The organism is Actinoplanes subtropicus (assembly GCF_000721705.1).
Classification (GTDB): domain Bacteria; phylum Actinomycetota; class Actinomycetes; order Mycobacteriales; family Micromonosporaceae; genus Actinoplanes; species Actinoplanes subtropicus.
In genome coordinates, this window is record NZ_JOJL01000018.1 from 54,387 (window position 1) to 73,434 (window position 19,048).

Sequence of the window (19,048 nt, forward strand, 5' to 3'; positions counted from 1 at the left end):
GTCCGAAGGACCAGGCGTCGGTAACAGCACAGCCCCGAAGGGGCCCGGGTTCTCCACGCCGTCCGAAGGACCAGGCGCCGGTAACAGCACAGCCCCGAAGGGGCCCGGGTTCTCCACGCCGTCCGAAGGACCAGGCGCCGGTAACGGTGCAGCCGCACAGGGGGTGCGACCCCGATCCGTACGGCCGCCTCAGGATGGCCCACGGTGACGGCGAGAAAGCAGGGGGAAACAACGGTGCCCGGCGTTGATCACTGTTTACAGGAGGCCATGGCGATCCCCGGCGCGGTCGGGGCCAGCATCGTCGACTACACCACCGGCTTCCCCGTCGCCACGACGGGCGCCGCACCGAACGACGACCACGAGGCCGCCGCCGCAGGCACGGCCGACGTGGTCCAGGCCGCGAACAGCCGCTCGCTGTTCGTCTCGGCCGTCCCGCACGACCTGCTCGAAGACCTGATCATCACGACCGCCGGCGGATACCACCTGTTGCGGCCGGTGCAGACCGACTTCGACAGCCGGCTGGTCCTCTACGTCTGGCTCGATCGGGTGCTGGGGAACCTCGCGGTGGCCCGCCATCGCATGCAGAAGCTGGCCGACGACCTGGTAGCCACCTGAACCCAAGGAACGGAGACCGTGTGACCCCCTCGACGACCGTCGCTCCGGGACGCCTGCTAGCGCAGGTGGCCGGGGAGCGGCAGACCGGTGCGCTGGTGGTCGGAGGCCATCCCGGCGGCGCGGTCTACGTCCTCGAGGGCCGGATCATCTACGCCGAGTCGGCGGCGGCGCCCGGGGTGGGCGAGCTGCTCACCGCATCCGGCCGGCTGGCCGGGCGCACCTGGCAGCACGCGCTCGACCAGGGCACCGCCACCGCCCGGGTGGGCCGGATGCTGGTCGAGCACGGTCACCTCACCCAGGGCGAGCTGGAGCTGTGCGTGCTCGGCGCGACCTACGACGCGGCGTACTTCGCGCTGGCGCCGCCGGACGCGCCGGTCCAGTTCCACGGCGGCGTCACGCACTGGCTCGGGCCGGTCGTGCACATCGATCCGGCCGCGGTCGCCCGGGAGGTGCGCCGGCGCGCCAAGATGCTCGACGACATCTTCCCGGACCCGCGGGTGGACACCGCGGTGGTCACGCCGATCGCCCGCCCGCCGCGCGAGCGGATCACGCTGACCGCGCCGCAGTGGGAGCTGCTGGTGCACGCCGACGGGCAGCGCACGCCGGCCGATCTGGCCTTCCTGCTGGGAAAGGCGGGCTTCGCGACCATCCAGGAGCTGCGCCGGCTCGCGGCCGCGGGTTTGCTGGACCTTCCCGACGTACGCGGAAAAGCTCCTGAATTCGTGCGGCTCCCCCGGTCCCGAGGGACGGCCGTGGACGCCCGCCGGGCCCATCCCCGGCGGGACGACTCGCCGACCGTGCCGGTGGTCTCCGGCATGCGACCGGCCGCCCCCGGTCCCCCTGCCCCCGATCCCCCCGCGCCGGCGCCCGCACCGTCCGCGCTGACCGAGGAGACCAGCGCCCACGGCACGGTGTACCGGCCGCCCCGGCTGGCCCGCCGCAAACCCGGCGCGAAGCTGCCGAAAGAAGTCGCCGCCGAGCCCCCGCCGCCGCACCCCGGCACCGACGAAGTCCTGCTCAAACGCATCCGCACCGCATTGAGAGCCTTGCGGTGACGCGCGCGCCTCCGACCTTCCGACGAGAAAGAGAGACCGAGGATGACGGTGGATCCGGCGGTGCTCGAGGAGCTCAACCGCCTGCGTGCCAGGGTGCCGGAACTCTCCGGCAGCGTGCTCGCCACCACCGACGGGCTGGTGGTCGCGCACGACGCCCACGGCATCGAGCCGGACGGCCTCGCCGCGCTGGCCGCCGCGCACCTCGCGCTGGCCCGGCGGTTCGCCCACGCGGTGAACCACGGCGAGCTGCGGGAGTCGGTGGTCGAGTGCGATCGCGGCTACATCACCACCTACACCGCGGGCCCGACCGCACTGCTCACCTTGGTCACCTCCGGCGACGCGAACCTCGCCATGGTCCACCTGGAGGCGCGGCGATGCGTACGCCGGCTGGTTCGGATCTTGTCGGTCGAAGCGAAACCGCAAGCCCGGCCGGAGATTCCCACGCAGGCCGGCCCGGCGGCGCCGCTGGCGCGGCGCACCCCGATGGCCACCCTGCCCACCAACGCCCGGCGCCGGCAGGCGACGGGTTGATCCGAGACGGGAGCGGCATCCGCCGCGACCCACCCGGTACCGCCGTCGAGCGGCGGACCGCCATCCCACCGCATACGGAGGAACTTCCATGGGCGACATGGACACCGCACTCAAGGAAATCATGGAGATCGACGGCGCCATCGGCGTGGCCCTCGTGGACCACACGAGCGGCATGGCGCTCGGCACCGTCGGCGGCGGCAAGGAACTCGACTTGACGGTCGCGGCGGCCGGCAACACGGACGTGGTCCGGGCCAAGCTGCGGGCGATGGAGATGCTGAACATCTCCGAGAAGATCGAGGACATCCTGATCACGCTGGACACCCAGTACCACATGATCCGCCCGCTGACGAGCCGCGCCGGCAAGGGCCTGTTCCTCTATCTGGCCCTCAAGCGCGACCGCGCCAACCTGGCCATGGCCCGCCACCAGCTCAGGCGCATCGAGAACGACCTCGACGTCTGACCGGCCCGATGCCCACGCCGGGTGGGGAGGGCCTCATCAAGCCCTCCCCACCCGGCGGCAGCCCCGTCAGTAGGGCTGTGGGTTCTTGCGGGCGGCGTTGCCGAAGGTTTCCAGCAGCACCTCGCGTTCGCCGTCGGTGAGGTTGGTGGTGATCAGTTTGCTGTGGTCGCCCATGCCGTGGAAGCGTTCGCCCAGCCGGTCGAGGTTGCCCTGGTCGGTCACCAGGAACAGCGCCGACGTGCCCTCGGTGATCTCGGTGCGGATCGTCTCCAACTGGTCCCTGGTGATGCCGGCGTCCTCGGTGGCCTTGCTGATCGCGCCGATCGCGGCGCCGGCCGCGCCGCCGATGACCGGGACCAGGAAGAGCGTGCCGGCCAGCAGGCCCCAGAGGGCGCCCCAGCCCGCGCCGCGCCAGACCGTGTCGTGGCCGTGGTGTGGCCGCTCCGGCTGGGCGGCGCCGACCGGCCAGGTGACCACCGCGTGGTCGAGCAGCTTGACCAGGCCGTCGGCCTCCGCGTCCTTGAGCTGCTCGGACGCCCGCTGTGCGCCGTCGGGGCTGTCGAACTTCCACACCGTGAAGGTCGTCATGTCGCGCTCCTCGAAGAAGACCCGGGGCTGAGGCCCATGCTCGGCGGCGCCGATGTCCGATCCCTCATCCCGGGCGGACGAAATTCCGGCGGGCCAGCGCCGCGGTCAGCAGCAGGGGCGTCGTGGCCAGGGCGAACAGCAGCGGCAGCGGCGCCGGCAGCCCGAAACCGGCGTAGAGGACGACCGCGAAGACCTCCGCGCCGAAGCCGCTGACCGACAGGACGGTCGTCCGGGCGCGGCCCGTGATCGACTCCTGGAGGCCGGTCTCCGCGCGGATCATGGCGTACTGCAGCAGGCCGAACGCGGCGGCCACCGGGACCATGCCGATCAGGTGCGGCACGAGCGCGCCGGCCGCGAGCAGGGCCGCCGAGGCGGCCACCACCAACGGCAGGGACGCGGCGTAGCGTCCGGCGAGCGCGCTTCCCGCGGCCATCGCCAGTGCGACAAGGGCATACAGCAGCGGTACGCCGGCCGTCGGCGCGCCCTTGTCGCGGGCGAGCAGCGGCAGGTACTCGTCGAGCGCGGTGAACCCGGGCAGCAGCGCGGCGACCGCCACGAGCATGATCGTGCGCCGGTCCTTCACCGCGTCGCGCAGTCCCGAGCGCAGGAGCCGGCCGTAGCCGCCGGTGTCGCTTTCGTCGCCTTCCCCCGGCGTACGCACGGCATCGGGAAGGCGGAGCGCGAGGAGACCGCCCAGGGTGACCACGACGATGCTCGCGACGCCCACCAGGGGGTAGCCGCCGAGGGCGAGCGCCGGGGTGGCCAGCAGCGTGGCGGCGAGCGTGGCGAGGATGCCGACGGTGCCGGCCCGGCCCATGACCTTGGCGTAGTCGTCCCCGGCCAGGTCGTAGACGAGCGCCTCGAGCGTGCCGGAGGCGAGCGCGCCGCCCAGCCCCCACAGCACGAAGCCCAGCGCGAAACCCGGGAAGGCCGGCCAGATCAGCCACAGTGCGTAACCGGCGGCGGTGAGCAGCTCACCGATCGCGTAGAGCCCGCGGCGGGACCAAGCGTCGGCCAGCGCGCCGGAGGGCACCTCGAAGGCGAACGAGACCACCGACCAGATCGCGAACAGCACGGAGATCTGGCTGGTGGACAGGCCCGCGTCGGCGAACAGCAGCGCGTAGACCGGGTAGAGCAGCACACCATCCGCACAGGCACGGACGGCGTAGAGAAGGCGAGATCAGCGTCGCGGTGGATGCATGGGTCCATCCTCCCGGAGCGGTCAAGCCAATTCGGCCTCGTCGGCCGCCGCCCGGCCGGACTCCCAGCCCTCCAGGCTGTCGACGCGGCTGCCGCGGGCGCGGACCGTACGCGGGAAGGAACGCGTCACCGCCTCGCGGACCCGCAGGTCCCGCCCGCGCAGCACGGGCAGCAGGTCGCCGTGCTGGGCGATCTCCTGCCGGGTGGCCCGCTCGAGGCGTTCGCCGATGCGCACCGCGTACGCGACCAGGAAGCTGCGCCGGAACGCCTTGATCCGCGCCTTGCCCTTGACCGGCTCGTCCCGCGCCATCGCCCGGTTGGCCTGCACGAGCAGCGACGTGTAGAGCAGCTCGACGCCGTCGATGTCCGCATCGAACCCGAACACGGTCGAGAAGGCCAGCTCCGGCGACCACACGGTGTGGCAGTGGTTGGCCCGGGCCACCGCGTCGAGCAGGCTGGCCTTCTCGCTCTCGTACGGATGATCCACGCCCACCCGGCGGGCGAGCGGCGTCTCGTCCGGCGCCGCGGTCAGCACCTCCTCGATGCTGTGCCGGGCGATCAGCTCCTGCGCCTTGGCCGAGAAGGCCTCGGCCTCGGCCGGGAAGTCGGTCGACTCGGCCTTGGCGAGCAGCGCCCGGACCCGCTCGAGCACCCGGTTGTCGGCGCCGCGCAGCCGTTTCCCGGGCGCGTCGCCGGGGGCCGGGATCAGCTTCTCGATCGCGGGCAGCCGGCGCAGTTCGAGCAGGAGGCTCAGGGCGGCGTCCAGGCCCTTGATGCGGTCCGGGTGACCCTTCGCGCTCGGCAGCTCCTCGACCTGCGCCCGCCATCGAGGGTCTATGTTCGGAAATTTCGTGAAATATGATCTCGCTGCGTCGGTCACCCGATGGGCCTGCAGCGGATTGCCGAGCCGAGCCACCACCCGATACAGCTCGGCCGGCTGCCACCCGCCGCGGAACAGCTGATCGACGGCCTGGGACACGGCCGCGTCGAGCTCGGCGTCCACCTCGCCGGCGGGTGCCACCGTGAGCGCGTCCAGGCCGTCCTCGTAGCTGAGATCCCCCCGCAGCACGTCCTGGATGATGGTCATCCGCCGGACTCGTCGGTCTCGGCGCCCTCGGGGACCGTGTCGTCGTCGCGGCTGTCCAGCCAGCCGTACGGCAGGGAGACCTTGCCCGGCGAGTTGACCCGGCCGCGCGGCTGGCCCAGCGCCTCGACCGGGAACGGCAGCGACGGGTCCAGCTTCTCCAGCAGGTCGTCCAGCTCGGCCAGCGACGAGATCATGGCGAGGCTGCGCCGCAGGTCACCGCCCACCGGGAAACCCTTCAGATACCAGGCCACGTGCTTGCGGAAGTCGGCGCAGCCGTGCTTCTCGTCGCCGAGCGCGTCGACCAGCAGCTCGGCGTGCCGAGACATGATCTTCGCGACCTCGCCGAGGGCCGGCAGCACCGGGCGGTAGCTCGCGCCCTGGGTGAACGCGGCCTCCAGGTCGGCGAACAGCCACGGCCGGCCCAGGCAGCCACGGCCGACGACCACGCCGTCGACGCCGGTGTGCTCGACCATGCGCAGCGCGTCCGAACCCTCCCAGATGTCGCCGTTGCCCAGCACCGGCACGTCGAGGGCCTGCTTGAGCGTGGCGATCGCGTCCCAGTCGGCGCTGCCGGAATACCGCTGCTCGGCGGTGCGCGCGTGCAGCGCCACCGCGGCGACGCCCGCCTCCTGCGCGATCAGACCCGCTTCCACATACGTCAGATGGTCGTCGTCGATGCCCTTGCGCATCTTGATGGTCAGCGGAATGCCGTACTCCCGGGCCGCCTCGACCGCCTGCCCCACGATGCGGCCGAACAGTCGCCGCCGCCACGGCAGGGCCGAACCACCACCCCGCCGCGTGACCTTGGGGACCGGACAGCCGAAGTTCAGATCGATGTGATCGGCGAGCCCGTCCTCGCCGACCAGCCGGACCGCCCGCGCGGTGACCTCGGGATCGACACCGTAGAGCTGGAGACTGCGAAAGTCCTCGTCCTCGGCGAAGGCGATCATCTTGAGCGTCTTGGGAATCCGCTCGACCAGCGCCCGAGTGGTGATCATCTCGCACACGTAGACGCCGCCACCCTGCTCGCGACAGAGCCGCCGGAACGCCACGTTGGTGATCCCCGCCATCGGCGCCAGCACGACGGGCGGGTTCACGGCGTGGTCGCCGAGCAGGAGCGGTGAAGTCACGCCCTATAGCGTGACACGCCCGGCCCGGCGACCCCGAATCGCCCGCTCGCTACCGCCCGTCCTCCCGCGCGATCAACGTATCCAGCATGCCGACGATCTGCGTAACCCCGCCCTGAACCTCAGCGACTGTCGCGGTGATCTGGTCGACCTTCCCGTCAAGCTGGTCGACCCTCCCGGTGAGGCGGTCGACCTTCCCGTCAAGCTGGTCGACCCTCCCGGTGAGGCGGTCGACCTTCCCGTCAAGCTGGTCGACCCTCCCGGTGAGGTGGTCGGTCTTATCGTCAATCCTGCCGACATCCAGGACGAGGTGGTTAACAGTGCTGGCGAGCTGATCGACTCTCCCGGTGAGGTGGTCGACCTTCCCATTGAGTTGGTCCAGCTTCTGAGTGTGTTCCGACTGCGTCTTTCCAAGGGCTTGAATGGCTTTCTTATGAGCGCGAACGCCCTCGGCGATGTCAGACAGGTCGCGCTCCTGGCTGGCGCGTAGTCCTGATTCCTGGTCCAAGCGCTCCTCCACGGCGGTTAGGCGTTGATCAAGGTCTCCAAGGGTGGGGGTCATCGACGTCTCCAGAACAGGGTAAGGGGATCAGCCCTCATACTAGCCTAGTGACTACTAGTCGCGCGATGGCCGGTGGCTGTGTGGGAGGGATTCTTCTGGCAGAGTCGGTGACGTGAGTGAGGGGTTGAGCCCGCGACGACTGGTGGTCGTGTTCGAGTCGCCGACGGCGGAGGCGATGCTGCGGTTCGCCGTGGAGGCCGGCTTTCAGTCCGTGCTCGTCGAGCCGGATCAGTCACGCCTGCAGGGGACGCCCCGGCCGCATGGCGACCTCTTCGTGCACGATCTCGACGCCGCGCACCTCGACGAGCACACCGACGTCGTGCTCAGCGACCATCACCGGGCCGAGATCGGCGAGGTGCTCAAGGCCGCGCTGGCGAGCGAAACCCGGTGGATCGGCATCCTCGGCAAGCCCACCATCGAGGGGCCGCACGTCAAGATGCTGCGCGACCTCGACGTGCCGGAGGATCAGATCGCCCGGGTGCACCGCCCGATCGGCCTCAACATCGGGGCGAGGACCCCGGCCGAGATCGCCATCGCGACCCTGGCCGGGCTCATCGCCGACCGGAACGGCCGACCGGGCGGCTTCACCTTCTGAGACTCAGCAACCCGGCAGGCGCTGGATCAGGTAGTCCTCGATCTGGGAGAGACCGACCCGCTCCTGCTTCATCGTGTCGCGGTCGCGGACCGTCACCGCGTCGTCGGTCAGGGTGTCGAAGTCGACCGTCACGCAGAACGGGGTGCCGATCTCGTCCTGGCGGCGGTAGCGCCGGCCGATCGCCTGCGAGTCGTCGAACTCGACGATCCAGCGCTTGCGCAGCAAGTCGGCCAGGCCGCGGGCCTTCGGCGACAGCTCCGGGTTGCGGGACAGCGGCAGCACCGCCACCTTGATCGGCGCGAGCCGGGGGTCGAAGCGCATGACCGTGCGCTTGTCGACGCCGCCCTTGGTGTTCGGCGCCTCGTCCTCGTCGTACGCCTCGAGCAGGAAGGCCAGCACCGCGCGGGTGAGGCCGGCCGCTGGCTCGATCACGTACGGCACCCAGCGCTCCTGCTTCTCCTGGTCGAAGTAGCTGAGGTCGACGCCGGAGTGCTTGGAGTGCGTGGTCAGGTCGAAGTCGGTGCGGTTGGCGATGCCCTCGAGCTCGGCGAACTCGCTGCCGCCGAACTGGAAGCGGTACTCGATGTCGACGGTCCGCTTCGAGTAGTGCGAGAGCTTCTCCTTGGGGTGTTCGTAGTACCGCAGGTTCGACTCGGACAGGCCGAGCCCGCGGTACCAGTTCCAGCGCTCCTGGAGCCAGTACTCGTGCCACTGCTCGTCGGTGCCGGGCTCGACGAAGAACTCCATCTCCATCTGCTCGAACTCACGCGTACGGAAGATGAAGTTGCCCGGGGTGATCTCGTTGCGGAAGCTCTTGCCGACCTGCGCGATGCCGAACGGCGGCTTCTTGCGCGCCGCGGTGGCCACGTTGTTGTAGTTGACGAAGATGCCCTGGGCGGTCTCCGGGCGCAGGTAGTGCAGGCCCTCGGCGCTCTCGGTCGGCCCGAGGTACGTCTTCATCAGGCCGTTGAACATCTTCGGCTCGGTGAAGGTGCCCTTGTTGCCGCAGTTCGGGCAGTTCAGCTCCTGCAGCGAGGAGGGCAGCGAGCCGTGCTTGGCCTCGTACGCCTCCTCCAGGTGGTCGGCCCGGAAGCGCTTGTGACAGGACTGGCACTCGGTGAGCGGGTCGACGAACTCGGCGATGTGGCCGGACGCCTCCCACACCTGGCGCGCGAGGATGACGGCGGAGTCGAGGCCGACGATGTCGTCACGCTGCTGCACCATGGTGCGCCACCACTGGCGGCGGACGTTCTCCTTCAGCTCCACGCCCAGCGGACCATAGTCCCAGGCCGAGCGGGTTCCTCCGTAGATCTCGCTGGAGGGGAAGACGAAGCCACGGCGCTTGGCCAGGCTGACGACGGCATCGATACGGTCGGCGGGCATGTTCCTCCTACGCCGGCTGGGTGTCGGCGGGGACAGCTTGGTAATGGATCCGGACGAAGTGCGAGATTACTCCCCGATCTCGCAGACCTCGAAGGCGCCCGTGGTCCGATCGGACCCCAGGTACGCCTCGAGCTGGGCACTGCTGCCGTTGTCGTAGGTGGCCTCCACCGGCATGGAGAAGGTCAGCACGTCGAACTTCCCCATCGTGTACGACCGGACGACCGGCTCCCCGGCCACCCGCCGGCGGAACTCGGCCTGGCTCTCGTCCTCCCGCGCCTTGTCGCAGAGCAGGTCGTACGCCTTGTCGTACTTTCCGTCGCGCAGCGCGTTCAGATAGCCGCTGACCGCCGCGTTCGCGTGCTCCTGGGCGGAGCTCTGGGAGGAGGCCAGCACGCCGATCATCGCGCCCAGGCCGCCGCCGCAGACCAGGACGACCACGCCGACCGCGATGCCGATGCTCAGCCCGATCCGCTTGCCTCGCCCCTCGACCGGCGGGGCCGGGAACGGCGGCTGGACGCCCGGGCCCTGCGGCGGTGCGGGAACGTGCGGCGCCGTCGTCATATCGCCAGATTAGCGCCTGGGTCGGAGTGGGAGACGGGCTGCGGCGTGGCCCAGCCGCCGCCTGGGCGCACACCCAGACGATACCTGGACCTCGCCTCGCTCCGGCCCCCACTCCGACCCAGGCGCTCGTCAGCGCCACGGCTCGGCGGCCCGGTCGCTCGGGGTCACCACCACCTCGCCGCCGGGCTGGGCGCTGGCCAGCGTCTCGAACGCGGAAGGCTCGTCGACCGACTCGGAGAGCAGCGGGGTGGCGTGCACCTTCACGTCGAAGGCGCCCAGGGCGCGCCGGTAGGCTCCCACCGACTCCCACTCGGTCACCAGCGTCCAGTGGGACGGCTCCTCGATGGCCCGGGCGAGCCGGCCGGAAAGATAGCCGGGGCGCTCGGCCAGCGCGGTGAGGGCGGCGTGCGCCCGGAGCACGAAGCCGTCCTGCGTGTCCGGCGGGACGACGAAGCGGTTGAGCACGAGCATGCGACGAGCGTACGCAGCGCGAGGAGGCGACACGGTGGCACCGTCCGAGAACCTGTTGCGCCGGCTGGCCCGGGTGAACCCGACGACGGCGTTCCTGGTGGCGCTGGTGCTGATGCTGGCCGGGCTGTTCCTCCCCGGCATCGTCGGGGCGGCGGTGCTGTTCGTGCTGGGCGCGGGGCTGGCCGCGCTGACCTACACCACCTGGGCGGTGCAGCCGCCGGCGACCCGTGCGCTACGCGTGCTCATGCTCGTGCTGCTGCTCGCCGCGGTCGTCGCGAAGGCGCTGTGAGAGCGCGACTTCTGCCGCTGGCCGCGGTTGGTCGCGAAGGCGCTGTGAAAGCGCGACTTCTGCCGCTGGCCGCGGTCGTCGCGAAGGCGCTGTGAAAGCGCGACTTCTGCCGCTGGCCGCGGTTGGTCGCGAAGGCGCTGTGCGGCGCGACTCATGCGCTTTTGACAATCATTATCATTGTCGGAGACAGTTGGCGGTATGCCCCGCGCCCTGCTAGCCGTGCTCCTGACGCTCGCCGTCGCGGCCGGTTGCGCCGGGCGGGCGTCCGCGAACGGCTTTTCCGCCGGGAAGCTCACCGTGGTCACGGCGTTCTATCCGCTGCAGTTCCTCAGCGAGCGGATCGGGGGCGACGCGGTGACCGTCACGAACCTCACCAAACCGGGCGCCGAGCCGCACGACGTCGAGCTCAACCCGCGCCAGGTCGCCCAGGTGGCGGATGCCGGGCTCGCGGTCTACCTCAAGGGCTTCCAGCCGGCCGTCGACTCGGCCGTCGCACAGGAGGCGAAGGGCCGCTCGTTCGACGTCTCCTCGGCGGTCGAGCTGTTGCCGTACACCGGCGGCGAGTCCGAGGACGGCAGCAAGGATCCGCACGTCTGGCTGGATCCGGTGCGGTTCGCCACGATCGCCGGCGCGCTGGGCGAGCGGCTGGCGCAGGCCGACCCCGCGCACGCCGCGGACTACCGTTCCCGGGCGCGAGACCTTCAAAATCAACTTCAGGACCTGCAGCGGACGTACGCCGGAAGCCTCACCACCTGCCAGCGGCACGAGATCGTCACCAGCCACGAGGCGTTCAACTACCTGGCCGGCCGCTACGGCCTGACCCAGGTCGGGATCACCGGCGTCTCCCCCGAGGCCGAGCCGTCCCCGCGCAAGCTGGCCAAGGTCGCCGCCCAGGCCCGCTCCACCGGCACCACCACGATCTTCTTCGAGACGCTGGTCAGCCCCAAGGTCGCCGAGACCATCGCGCGCGAGGTCGGCGCCCGCACCGCGGTGCTCGACCCGCTCGAGGGGCTCACCGACAAGAATGCCGACTACTTCTCCGTCATGCGCGCCAACCTGGCCGCGCTCACCACGGCATTGGGGTGTACCACATGAGCGTCGTCGACGTACGCCATCTGGCCGTGGGCTACGACGGCCGGGAGATTCTGCACGACGTCTCGCTCGCGGTGCCCGTCGGCGAGGTGGTCGCGATCCTGGGCGCCAACGGCTCCGGCAAGTCCACCCTGATCCGCACGATCCTCGGCCTGGTCCCGATCGCGCGCGGCGACATCGACCTGTTCGGCACCCCGCAGAAGAGGTTCCGGGACTGGGCCCGGGTCGGCTACGTCCCGCAGCGGCTCGGCGCCGGCTCGGGCGTGCCGGCCACGGTCGGCGAGGTGGTCGCCTCCGGCCGGCTGGCCCGGCGCGGCATCTTCCGGCCGCCGGGCGCCGTCGACAAGGCGGCGGTCCGGGCGGCGTTGACCAAGGTCGGCCTGCTCGACCGGATCGGCGACCCGGTGGCCACCCTCTCCGGCGGCCAGCAGCAGCGCACGCTGATCGCCCGGGCCCTGGCCGGCGGCCCCGACCTGCTGGTCCTCGACGAGCCGACGGCCGGCGTGGACGCGGCCAGCCAGGAGGCGTTCGCCGCGGCGCTGGGCGAGTTCGCGGCCGGCGGCGGCACGATCCTGCTGGTCGCGCACGAGCTGGGCCCGCTGCGCCCGCTGATCGACCGGGCCGTCGTGGTGCACGAGGGCCGGATAGCGCACGAGGGCATCCCGCCCGAGCCGGCCGGCCACCACGCCCTTCCCGGCCACGACCACGTCCACCCGCACGCCACCCCGGAGCAGGACAAGATCTGCGTGTCGCCGACCGACCGGATCACGGCCCGCTCATGAGCCTGTTCGAGTACGACTTCATGATCCGCGCGCTGATCGGCGCGCTGGTGATCGGGCTGGCCGCCCCGGCGCTCGGCATCTACCTGGTGCAGCGGCGGCTGTCGCTGATCGGGGACGGGATCGGGCACGTCGCGCTGACCGGCGTCGGCGTGGGCCTGCTGCTGCACCACTCCCCGGTGATCAGTGCGGTGATCGTGTCGGCGGCCGGCGCGGTCGGCATCGAGCTGATCCGCCAGCGCGGCCGCACCTCCGGCGACCTGGCCCTGGCCCTGCTGTTCTACGGCGGCATCGCGGGCGGCGTGGTGCTGGTCGGGCTCTCCGACGACAGCAGCAACGCGAACCTGATGCAGTACCTGTTCGGCTCGCTGATCACCACGTCGCCGCAGGACCTCGTGGTGATCGTCGTGCTCGGCCTGGCCGTGCTGCTGGCGATGACCGCGTTCCGGCCGGCCCTGTTCGCGGTCTGCAACGACGAGGAGTACGCCCGGGTCAGCGGCCTGCCGGTGCGCACGCTGAACATCCTGATGGCGGTGACGACCGCGGTCACGGTGACGATCGCCATGCGTACGGTCGGATTGCTCCTGGTTTCCGCTCTGATGGTCGTCCCGGTCGCCGCGGCCCAGCAGGTCACGCGCGGTTTCCGCAGCACGATGGCGCTGGCCATGGTGATCGGCCTGGGCGCGGCCGGCGCCGGCGTGGCGGTCTCCGCCGAGATCGACACCGCGCCCGGCGCCACCACGGTGCTCCTGGCGCTCGGCGCGTTCGTGGCGATCTCGCTCGGCGGCGGCGTGGCCCGAGCCCTGAGAAGTCGCGCCCACCAGCCACGCGAGGTGGAGCCGCCCGATGTCGTCCTGCAGAGCTGAGAGATAAATTGGTTGGGAACCATGACGACGACCGGTTATGAGGCCTACGAGTCGGCCGGAGAGCTGCTGCGCGCCCTCTCCGCGCCGATCCGCGTCGCGATCGTCGCCGAGCTCGGCGTCGGCGAGCGTTGCGTGCACGAGCTCGTGGCGAAGCTGGGCGCACCCCAGCCGCTGGTCTCCCAGCACCTTCGGGTGCTGCGCGGGGCCGGGGTGGTCCGCGGTGCGCGCCGCGGCCGCGAGATCGCGTACTCGCTGGTGGATGATCATGTGGCGCACATCGTCGCCGACGCCGTCAGCCATGCGCGGGAGGTCCGATCTTGAACGTTGACGCCAACGCTCAGCGCAACACCAAGCAGCGCAGCGCGGTGAGCGCCGTGCTCAACGACGTCGAGGGCTTCAACAGCGCCCAGGACCTGCACGCCCTGCTGCGCGAGCGGGGCGAGCGGGTCGGGCTGACCACGGTGTACCGCACGCTGCAGGGCCTGGCCGACGCCGGCGAGATCGACGTGATGCGCCCGCCCGGCGGCGAGCACCTGTACCGCCGCTGCAGCCAGGGCCATCACCACCACCTGGTGTGCCGGGCCTGCGGCCGGGCGGTCGAGGTGGAGGGCCCGGCGGTCGAGTCGTGGGCCGAGCGGGTGGCCGCCATGCACGGCTACACCGACGTCTCGCACACCATGGAGATCTTCGGCACCTGCCCGGACTGCTCGGTCAAGCGGTAACACCGTCCACGTGCGACGCTTCCCCCGTGAAGCTCTACGCCGAGCGGCTCCCGACCGCCATCCGTCAACTGCTCACCGACCTCGCCGTGGTGGTCTGGGTCTACCTGTGGATCCGGGCCGGCCTCTGGGTGCACGACATGGTGGAGAAACTGGCCGTCCCCGGGCAGCGGCTGCAGTCCGCCGGCGGCGGCATCGCGGACAACCTGGCCGACGCCGGCGGCAAGATCAACCGAGTGCCGCTCGTGGGCGACCAACTGGTCAAGCCGTTCAACGGCGCCGCGTCGGCGGCCCGGGCGATCGCCGACGCCGGGCGGCAACAGCAGCAGCTCGTCCACCAGAGTTCTGTGGTCCTGGCGATCGTCGCGGTCGCGGTGCCGCTCGCGCTGGTCCTGTTCCTCTGGCTTCCGTTGCGGTTGCGCTGGATGCGCCGGGCCGGGGTGGCTTCGGCCGTACGCGCGGAGCCGGCCGGGCGAGATCTGCTGGCCCTGCGGGCGCTGGCCGGGCAGCCGCTCGACGAGCTGACCCGGCTCGGCCCGGACATCGCACAGAGCTGGCGCAACGGCGACGCCGAGGCGCTCGACGCGCTGGCCGCCCTCGAGCTCAGGCGGCTGGGCCTGACCGCGTCGGGTCGTCGCCGTTGAGCGTCTCCTCCTCGAGCTCGTCGGCCTCGTCGATCCAGCCGTGCCGGTAGAGCGGGATCCCGGCCCAGAAGGTCAGGAACCACAGCGCCGCGAGGGCCCCGAGCACGATCGCGACCGGGCGGCTGAGCAGGTAGTCGACGATCAGGAAGATGCTGCTGACCATCGCGACCAGCAGGAACGCCAGCCCGCCGGTGATCATCCGGTGCGCGTAGCGGACCAGTTCCGGCTTGCGGCCCTGCCGGAACAGCGCGCTGTGGAAGGCGACCGGCGAGATCAGCATGGCGGCCGCCCCGGCGGCGGCGAGCAGTGCGACCACGTACAGGTCGCGCTGCAGCACCGAGACGCGCGGGAACCCGTTGCTGAACGGCAGGGTGAGCAGGAAGGCGAACAGGATCTGCACGCCGGTCTGCGCCACCCGCAGCTCTTGGAGCAGGTCGGCGAAGTTGCGGTCCCACCGGTGCTTCTCGGTCTCGTTCGCGAGCCGGGGCCGTTTCTCCGGTCTCATGCCGGCCGGATGCGGGCCAGCGCGCAGTCGGCGACCGACTCCGGCGCCTGCTCGGGCGCCCAGTGGCTGACCCCGCGCAACACCACCAGCTGGAAGTCGGCCTCGACCCAGTCCCGGGTGCGCAGCGCGGCGGTCCGGCCGACGACCGGGTCGTGGTCCGGCCAGATGTACGTGGTCGGCACGGTGATCACCCGCGCGCCGCCGAGGTCCGCGCCGGACAGGGCGCGGTACCAGTTCAGGCCGCCGGTCAGCCGGGCCGGGTCGGTGCGCATCGCGTCCACGTACAGCCGGGCGCGGTCGCCGATCGGGCGCAGCATCCCCTTGAGCACGGCGCCGCCGCCGGCCAGCAGGGTGCGCTCGGCGATCGGCGAGCGGAACAGGAGGGTGTAGGCGAACCGGGCGCGCTGGGTCGGGCGTACCCGCAACGCCAGCTGCAGCGCCTTGGGGTGCGGGACGGAGATGGCGGTGAGCGTGCGGACCCGGGCCGGGTGCGTCGCGGCCAGCAGCCAGCCGATCTGCGCGCCCCAGTCGTGGCCGATCACGTGCGCCGACTCGATGTCGAGGGCGTCGAGCACGGCGACGGCGTCCGCGAGCGGCTCGGTGATCCGGTAGGCGGAGACCGCGTCGGGCCGCGCGCCGGACGAATATCCGCGCTGGTCCAGGGCGTACGTGCGCAGGCCGGCGGCGTGCAGCCGGGGCAGGATCGGATCGAACTCGCGGTGATCCTGCGGGAACCCGTGCAGCAGCAGCACCGGGTCGCCGTCCGCCGGCCCGCCCTCGTACACGTCGAAGGTGAGCCCCCGCGCCTTGATCTCCATGTTGTTGATCACTCCTCCGCTGTCGCACGCCTCCGACCAGTGTTAGCGTCATCGAAGCACATGTAATCCGACAGGGGAGCGCACAGCGCTGAGAGTGCGGGGTGACCCGCAGACCCTCGTACCTGATCTGGGTAATGCCAGCGCAGGAAGCTCGGTCTTTTCTCCAGCCGCGCCGTGGCACACACGGCGCTGCGTCTCCTCCCGGTACCTAAAACTGGGAGGTCAACTCATGGCAACCACCAACACCAACCGATGGCGCACGATCGACATCGTGATCGCCTCGATCGTCGCGGTCGCGTTCGGCGTCATCTTCTGGGCGTGGGGCCTGCTCTGGAACGGGCCGCTCGCCGGCATCACCGAGCCGGTCCGCTGCGTGATCTACGGCATGTGGCTGGTCCCGGCCGTGCTCGGCGCGCTGATCGTGCGCAAGCCCGGGGCCGCCTTCTACACCCTCACCATCGCCTCGCTCGTCTCGGTCGCGATCGGCACGAGCTGGGGGTGGACCCTGGTGGTCCAGGGCCCGCTGGAGGCGCTCGGCGCCGAGCTGATCTTCGCGGCGTTCGCCTACAAGCTGTACAACCTGCCAGTGGCCATGCTGGCCGGCGCCACCGCGGGCGTCGTCGCATCGGTCTACGACGCGTTCGTCTGGTACCCGGGCTACTCCTGGGCCACCTTCCGGATCCCGTACATCCTGGTCACCGCGGCATCGTCGCTGGTGATCGCCGGGATCGGCAGCGTGCTGCTGGTCCGCGCCCTGGCCCAGACCGGTGTGCTCGACCGCTTCCCGGCGGGCCGGGCGCGCGCGCTGGTCTGATTCCTGGTTGCATCTGAATCATGAGTCGGGTCGAGTTGCGGGGTTTCGGGTGGCGGCATGCCGGCCGCCGCGCATGGGCGATCCGCGACGTCGACCTGACCATCGAGCACGGTGAACGGGTGCTCCTGCTCGGCCCGTCCGGGGCGGGCAAGAGCACCCTGCTCGCGGCGCTGGCCGGCCTGCTCCCCGACGACTCCGGCGAGGCGGCCGGCACGGTACGGATCGACGGGCTCGAGCCGCACACGGCCCGCGGCAGTACCGCTTCCGACGCCTGGTCCTCCGGACGGCGCGGAGAACCCGGGCAAGGGGTGGGCATCGTCTTCCAGGACCCGCAGACCCAGCTGGTGATGGCCCGCAGCGGCGACGACGTGGCGTTCGGGCTGGAGAACCGTGGGGTGCCGGCCGCCGCGATCTGGCCGCGGGTCAGCGACGCGCTCGACCGGGTCGGCTTCCCGTACCCGATCACCCGCTCGACCGGGGCGCTCTCCGGCGGCGAGGCGCAGCGGCTCGCGCTGGCCGGGGTGCTCGCGCTGCGGCCCGGCCTGCTGCTGCTCGACGAGCCGACGGCGAACCTGGACCCGGCCGGGGCCGAGCTGGTCCGCGAGGGAATAGCCCGCTCGCGGGACGAGGAGACCACGCTGATCGTGGTGGAGCACCGGGTGGCCGAGGCGCTGCCGCTGGTCGACCGGGTGGTGGTGCTCGAGCCGGGCGGCGGGATCCGGGCCGACGGCGCGCCCGAGGTGGTGTTCGCCGCGTACGGCGATCGGCTCGCCGCCGAGGGCGTGTGGGTGCCGGGGTTCACCATCCCGCCGCTCAAGGCCGGCGCCCCGGCCGCCGGCGAGCTGGCCCGCGCCACCGCGGTCACGGTCGGGCAGCGGCTCGCGCCGGTCTCGCTGAGCGTCGGCGCGGGCGAGGTGCTGACCGTCACCGGCCCCAACGGCGCCGGCAAGTCGACGCTGGCGCTGGTGCTGGGCGGGCTGCTCGCGCCGACCGGCGGGCAGGTCACCGCGTTCGGCGACCCGCGCCCGCCGCACAAGTGGAAGGCCACCACGCTGACCGGGCGGATCGGGTCGGTCTTCCAGAACCCGGAGCACCAGTTCGTCACCACGAAGGTGGCCGACGAGCTCGCGGTCGGGCCGCGGCGGCTCCGGCGGGGCGACGCCGAGATCCGGGAGACGGTGGACGCGCTGCTCGACCGGCTGCGGCTGACGAGGCTGGCGGAGGCTAACCCGTACACCCTCTCCGGGGGCGAGGCCCGCCGGCTGAGCGTGGCGACGGCGCTGGCCACCGCGCCGCGGCTGCTGGTGCTCGACGAGCCGACCTTCGGGCAGGACCGGCGTACCTGGATCGAGCTGGTCACGCTGCTGGCGACGCTGCGCGACGAGGGGCACGCGGTGGTGGCGGTCACCCACGACGACGAGTTCGTGCGAACGCTCGCCGACCGGACGTTCTCGCTCGGGTCGGCCCGCCTGTCCGACCCGCTCCCCCGGCGGCGCTCGTGAGCTTCGCCCTGCAACCGGTCGCCGATCCGGCCGCGCCGCTGGCCCGGCGCAACCCGGTCGCGAAGTTCGCCGCCGCGCTGCTGTTCGCGCTGCCGCTGGTCACCACGCTGGACCCGCTCACCCCGGCGCTCGCGCTGGCCGTCGAGCTGACCGTGCTGCCCCTGTTCGGCGTCCGGTACGCGGTGCTGGCCCGGCGTGCCTGGCCGCTGCTGCTGGCGGCCGCGAGCGTGCTCGTCACCCTGGTGCTGTTCGCGGCCGATCGCTCCGGCCGGCTGCTGGTCGACCTCGGGCCGTTCGCCATCACCAGCGGCGTGCTGGTCACCGCGCTCGGGCTGGTGCTGCGGCTGTTCGCGATCGCGCTGCCCGGCGTAATCGTCTTCGCCACCACCGACCCCACCGACCTGGCCGACGCGCTCGTGCAGAACGCCAAGGCGCCGGCCCGGTTCGCGGTCGGCGCGCTGGCCGCGTTCCGGCTGCTGCCGCTGCTCGGGGCCGAGTGGCAGATGCTGACCCTGGCCCGGCGGGCGCGCGGCGTGGACACCGGGATCCGCGGGTTCCCGGCGATCGCCTTCGCGCTGCTCGTGGGCGCGTTGCGGCGCGGCACCCGGCTCGCGGTGGCGATGGACGCGCGCGGCTTCGATTCGGCCGTTCCCCGTACGTACGCAAGAAGGCAGGTTTTTTCGAAGGGCGACTGGTTGCTGATCGTGGGCGCGGTCGTCCTGACCGCCGCCGTGCTCGCGACCACGGTGCTGACCGGCCAGTTTCGACCGATCACCGCATAGTCC

25 protein-coding genes and 1 riboswitch are annotated in these 19,048 nt (G+C 71.6%); of the genes, 15 read left to right on the top strand and 10 right to left on the bottom strand.

What is annotated here, in order from left to right; translation table 11 throughout:
- Positions 1–267 precede the first annotated feature (267 nt).
- From IH26_RS0124230 to IH26_RS0124245, 4 genes are all read left to right on the top strand, one after another.
- Positions 268–615: a roadblock/LC7 domain-containing protein gene (locus IH26_RS0124230; RefSeq protein ID WP_245665460.1), complete on the top strand. Its 348-nt coding sequence runs from the start codon at positions 268–270 to the stop codon at positions 613–615.
- Positions 616–635: 20 nt separating this feature from the next.
- Positions 636–1,670, top strand: a complete 1,035-nt coding sequence (locus IH26_RS0124235; RefSeq protein ID WP_030438519.1) for a DUF4388 domain-containing protein — start codon at positions 636–638, stop codon at positions 1,668–1,670.
- Between the two features lie 42 nt (positions 1,671–1,712).
- On the top strand, positions 1,713–2,201 hold the full coding sequence (locus IH26_RS0124240; RefSeq protein ID WP_030438520.1) for a roadblock/LC7 domain-containing protein: 489 nt from the start codon (positions 1,713–1,715) through the stop codon (positions 2,199–2,201).
- Between the two features lie 88 nt (positions 2,202–2,289).
- Entirely contained in the window at positions 2,290–2,661 is a 372-nt protein-coding gene (locus IH26_RS0124245) for a hypothetical protein (RefSeq protein WP_030438521.1), read from the top strand.
- A gap of 66 nt (positions 2,662–2,727) precedes the next feature.
- On the opposite strand, the gene IH26_RS0124250 is transcribed toward IH26_RS0124245, so the two are convergent.
- From IH26_RS0124250 to IH26_RS0124270, 5 genes are all read right to left on the bottom strand, one after another.
- A complete protein-coding gene (locus IH26_RS0124250) occupies positions 2,728–3,249 on the bottom strand; it encodes a DUF1269 domain-containing protein (RefSeq protein WP_030438522.1) in 522 nt (173 codons plus the stop codon).
- 64 nt (positions 3,250–3,313) lie between these two features.
- Positions 3,314–4,390: an MFS transporter gene (locus IH26_RS0124255; RefSeq protein WP_030438523.1), complete on the bottom strand. Its 1,077-nt coding sequence runs from the start codon at positions 4,388–4,390 to the stop codon at positions 3,314–3,316.
- 81 nt (positions 4,391–4,471) lie between these two features.
- Complete coding sequence (locus tag IH26_RS0124260; protein ID WP_030438524.1) at positions 4,472–5,536, bottom strand: DUF2786 domain-containing protein; 1,065 nt, start codon at positions 5,534–5,536, stop codon at positions 4,472–4,474.
- Positions 5,533–6,666, bottom strand: a complete 1,134-nt coding sequence (dusB, locus tag IH26_RS0124265; protein WP_030438525.1) for a tRNA dihydrouridine synthase DusB — start codon at positions 6,664–6,666, stop codon at positions 5,533–5,535. Before dusB ends, IH26_RS0124260 begins: the two co-directional genes overlap by 4 nt.
- Positions 6,667–6,715: 49 nt before the next feature.
- Entirely contained in the window at positions 6,716–7,225 is a 510-nt protein-coding gene (locus IH26_RS0124270) for a hypothetical protein (protein WP_030438526.1), read from the bottom strand.
- A gap of 112 nt (positions 7,226–7,337) precedes the next feature.
- Here IH26_RS0124270 and IH26_RS0124275 point away from each other — a divergent pair, with 112 nt between their 5' ends.
- Positions 7,338–7,820, top strand: a complete 483-nt coding sequence (locus IH26_RS0124275; RefSeq protein WP_245665462.1) for an XdhC family protein — start codon at positions 7,338–7,340, stop codon at positions 7,818–7,820.
- A 3-nt stretch (positions 7,821–7,823) separates the two neighbouring features.
- On the opposite strand, the gene IH26_RS0124280 is transcribed toward IH26_RS0124275, so the two are convergent.
- The 3 genes from IH26_RS0124280 to IH26_RS0124290 all read right to left on the bottom strand — a co-directional run bounded on the left by IH26_RS0124280 (position 7,824) and on the right by IH26_RS0124290 (position 10,235).
- Positions 7,824–9,203 (bottom strand): glycine--tRNA ligase, encoded by a 1,380-nt coding sequence (locus IH26_RS0124280; protein ID WP_030438528.1) that lies wholly within the window; start codon positions 9,201–9,203, stop codon positions 7,824–7,826.
- A gap of 66 nt (positions 9,204–9,269) precedes the next feature.
- Positions 9,270–9,764 carry an Rv0361 family membrane protein gene (locus IH26_RS0124285; protein ID WP_030438529.1) on the bottom strand — a complete coding sequence of 165 codons (495 nt, stop codon included), beginning with the start codon at positions 9,762–9,764 and terminating at the stop codon, positions 9,270–9,272.
- 129 nt (positions 9,765–9,893) lie between these two features.
- Positions 9,894–10,235 carry an antibiotic biosynthesis monooxygenase family protein gene (locus IH26_RS0124290; protein WP_030438530.1) on the bottom strand — a complete coding sequence of 114 codons (342 nt, stop codon included), beginning with the start codon at positions 10,233–10,235 and terminating at the stop codon, positions 9,894–9,896.
- A gap of 34 nt (positions 10,236–10,269) precedes the next feature.
- Here IH26_RS0124290 and IH26_RS0124295 point away from each other — a divergent pair, with 34 nt between their 5' ends.
- The 7 genes from IH26_RS0124295 to IH26_RS0124325 all read left to right on the top strand — a co-directional run bounded on the left by IH26_RS0124295 (position 10,270) and on the right by IH26_RS0124325 (position 14,624).
- Positions 10,270–10,524 (top strand): DUF6703 family protein, encoded by a 255-nt coding sequence (locus IH26_RS0124295; RefSeq protein ID WP_030438531.1) that lies wholly within the window; start codon positions 10,270–10,272, stop codon positions 10,522–10,524.
- Between the two features lie 198 nt (positions 10,525–10,722).
- Positions 10,723–11,619 carry a metal ABC transporter substrate-binding protein gene (locus IH26_RS0124300; protein WP_030438532.1) on the top strand — a complete coding sequence of 299 codons (897 nt, stop codon included), beginning with the start codon at positions 10,723–10,725 and terminating at the stop codon, positions 11,617–11,619.
- The gene (locus IH26_RS0124305) at positions 11,616–12,398 is read left to right on the top strand and encodes a metal ABC transporter ATP-binding protein (protein ID WP_030438533.1); all 783 of its coding nucleotides are present in this window, start codon (positions 11,616–11,618) and stop codon (positions 12,396–12,398) included. The genes IH26_RS0124300 and IH26_RS0124305 overlap by 4 nt, the downstream gene beginning before the upstream one ends.
- A complete protein-coding gene (locus tag IH26_RS0124310) occupies positions 12,395–13,261 on the top strand; it encodes a metal ABC transporter permease (RefSeq protein WP_030438534.1) in 867 nt (288 codons plus the stop codon). Before IH26_RS0124305 ends, IH26_RS0124310 begins: the two co-directional genes overlap by 4 nt.
- Positions 13,262–13,282: 21 nt before the next feature.
- Positions 13,283–13,582, top strand: a complete 300-nt coding sequence (locus tag IH26_RS0124315) for an ArsR/SmtB family transcription factor (protein ID WP_030438535.1) — start codon at positions 13,283–13,285, stop codon at positions 13,580–13,582.
- The gene (locus IH26_RS0124320; protein ID WP_034215893.1) at positions 13,579–13,983 is read left to right on the top strand and encodes a Fur family transcriptional regulator; all 405 of its coding nucleotides are present in this window, start codon (positions 13,579–13,581) and stop codon (positions 13,981–13,983) included. The genes IH26_RS0124315 and IH26_RS0124320 overlap by 4 nt, the downstream gene beginning before the upstream one ends.
- A gap of 26 nt (positions 13,984–14,009) precedes the next feature.
- Positions 14,010–14,624, top strand: coding sequence for a hypothetical protein (locus IH26_RS0124325; RefSeq protein ID WP_030438537.1), 615 nt, complete (start codon positions 14,010–14,012; stop codon positions 14,622–14,624).
- Here IH26_RS0124325 and IH26_RS0124330 read toward each other — a convergent pair.
- Both IH26_RS0124330 and IH26_RS0124335 read right to left on the bottom strand, forming a co-directional pair.
- A complete protein-coding gene (locus tag IH26_RS0124330; protein WP_030438538.1) occupies positions 14,584–15,129 on the bottom strand; it encodes a DUF6328 family protein in 546 nt (181 codons plus the stop codon). The genes IH26_RS0124325 and IH26_RS0124330 overlap by 41 nt on opposite strands.
- A complete protein-coding gene (locus IH26_RS0124335; protein WP_030438539.1) occupies positions 15,126–15,947 on the bottom strand; it encodes an alpha/beta fold hydrolase in 822 nt (273 codons plus the stop codon). The genes IH26_RS0124330 and IH26_RS0124335 overlap by 4 nt, the downstream gene beginning before the upstream one ends.
- A gap of 62 nt (positions 15,948–16,009) precedes the next feature.
- A riboswitch (TPP riboswitch) is annotated at positions 16,010–16,114 on the top strand.
- A 62-nt stretch (positions 16,115–16,176) separates the two neighbouring features.
- Between IH26_RS0124335 and IH26_RS0124340 the strand changes: the two genes are divergently transcribed.
- From IH26_RS0124340 to IH26_RS0124350, 3 genes are read left to right on the top strand one after another with little or no spacing between them, the layout of a single operon-like run.
- Positions 16,177–16,761 carry an ECF transporter S component gene (locus IH26_RS0124340; protein ID WP_030438540.1) on the top strand — a complete coding sequence of 195 codons (585 nt, stop codon included), beginning with the start codon at positions 16,177–16,179 and terminating at the stop codon, positions 16,759–16,761.
- A 20-nt stretch (positions 16,762–16,781) separates the two neighbouring features.
- Positions 16,782–18,263, top strand: a complete 1,482-nt coding sequence (locus IH26_RS0124345; protein ID WP_030438541.1) for an ABC transporter ATP-binding protein — start codon at positions 16,782–16,784, stop codon at positions 18,261–18,263.
- Complete coding sequence (locus IH26_RS0124350; protein ID WP_030438542.1) at positions 18,260–19,045, top strand: energy-coupling factor transporter transmembrane component T family protein; 786 nt, start codon at positions 18,260–18,262, stop codon at positions 19,043–19,045. Before IH26_RS0124345 ends, IH26_RS0124350 begins: the two co-directional genes overlap by 4 nt.
- Positions 19,046–19,048 lie beyond the last annotated feature (3 nt).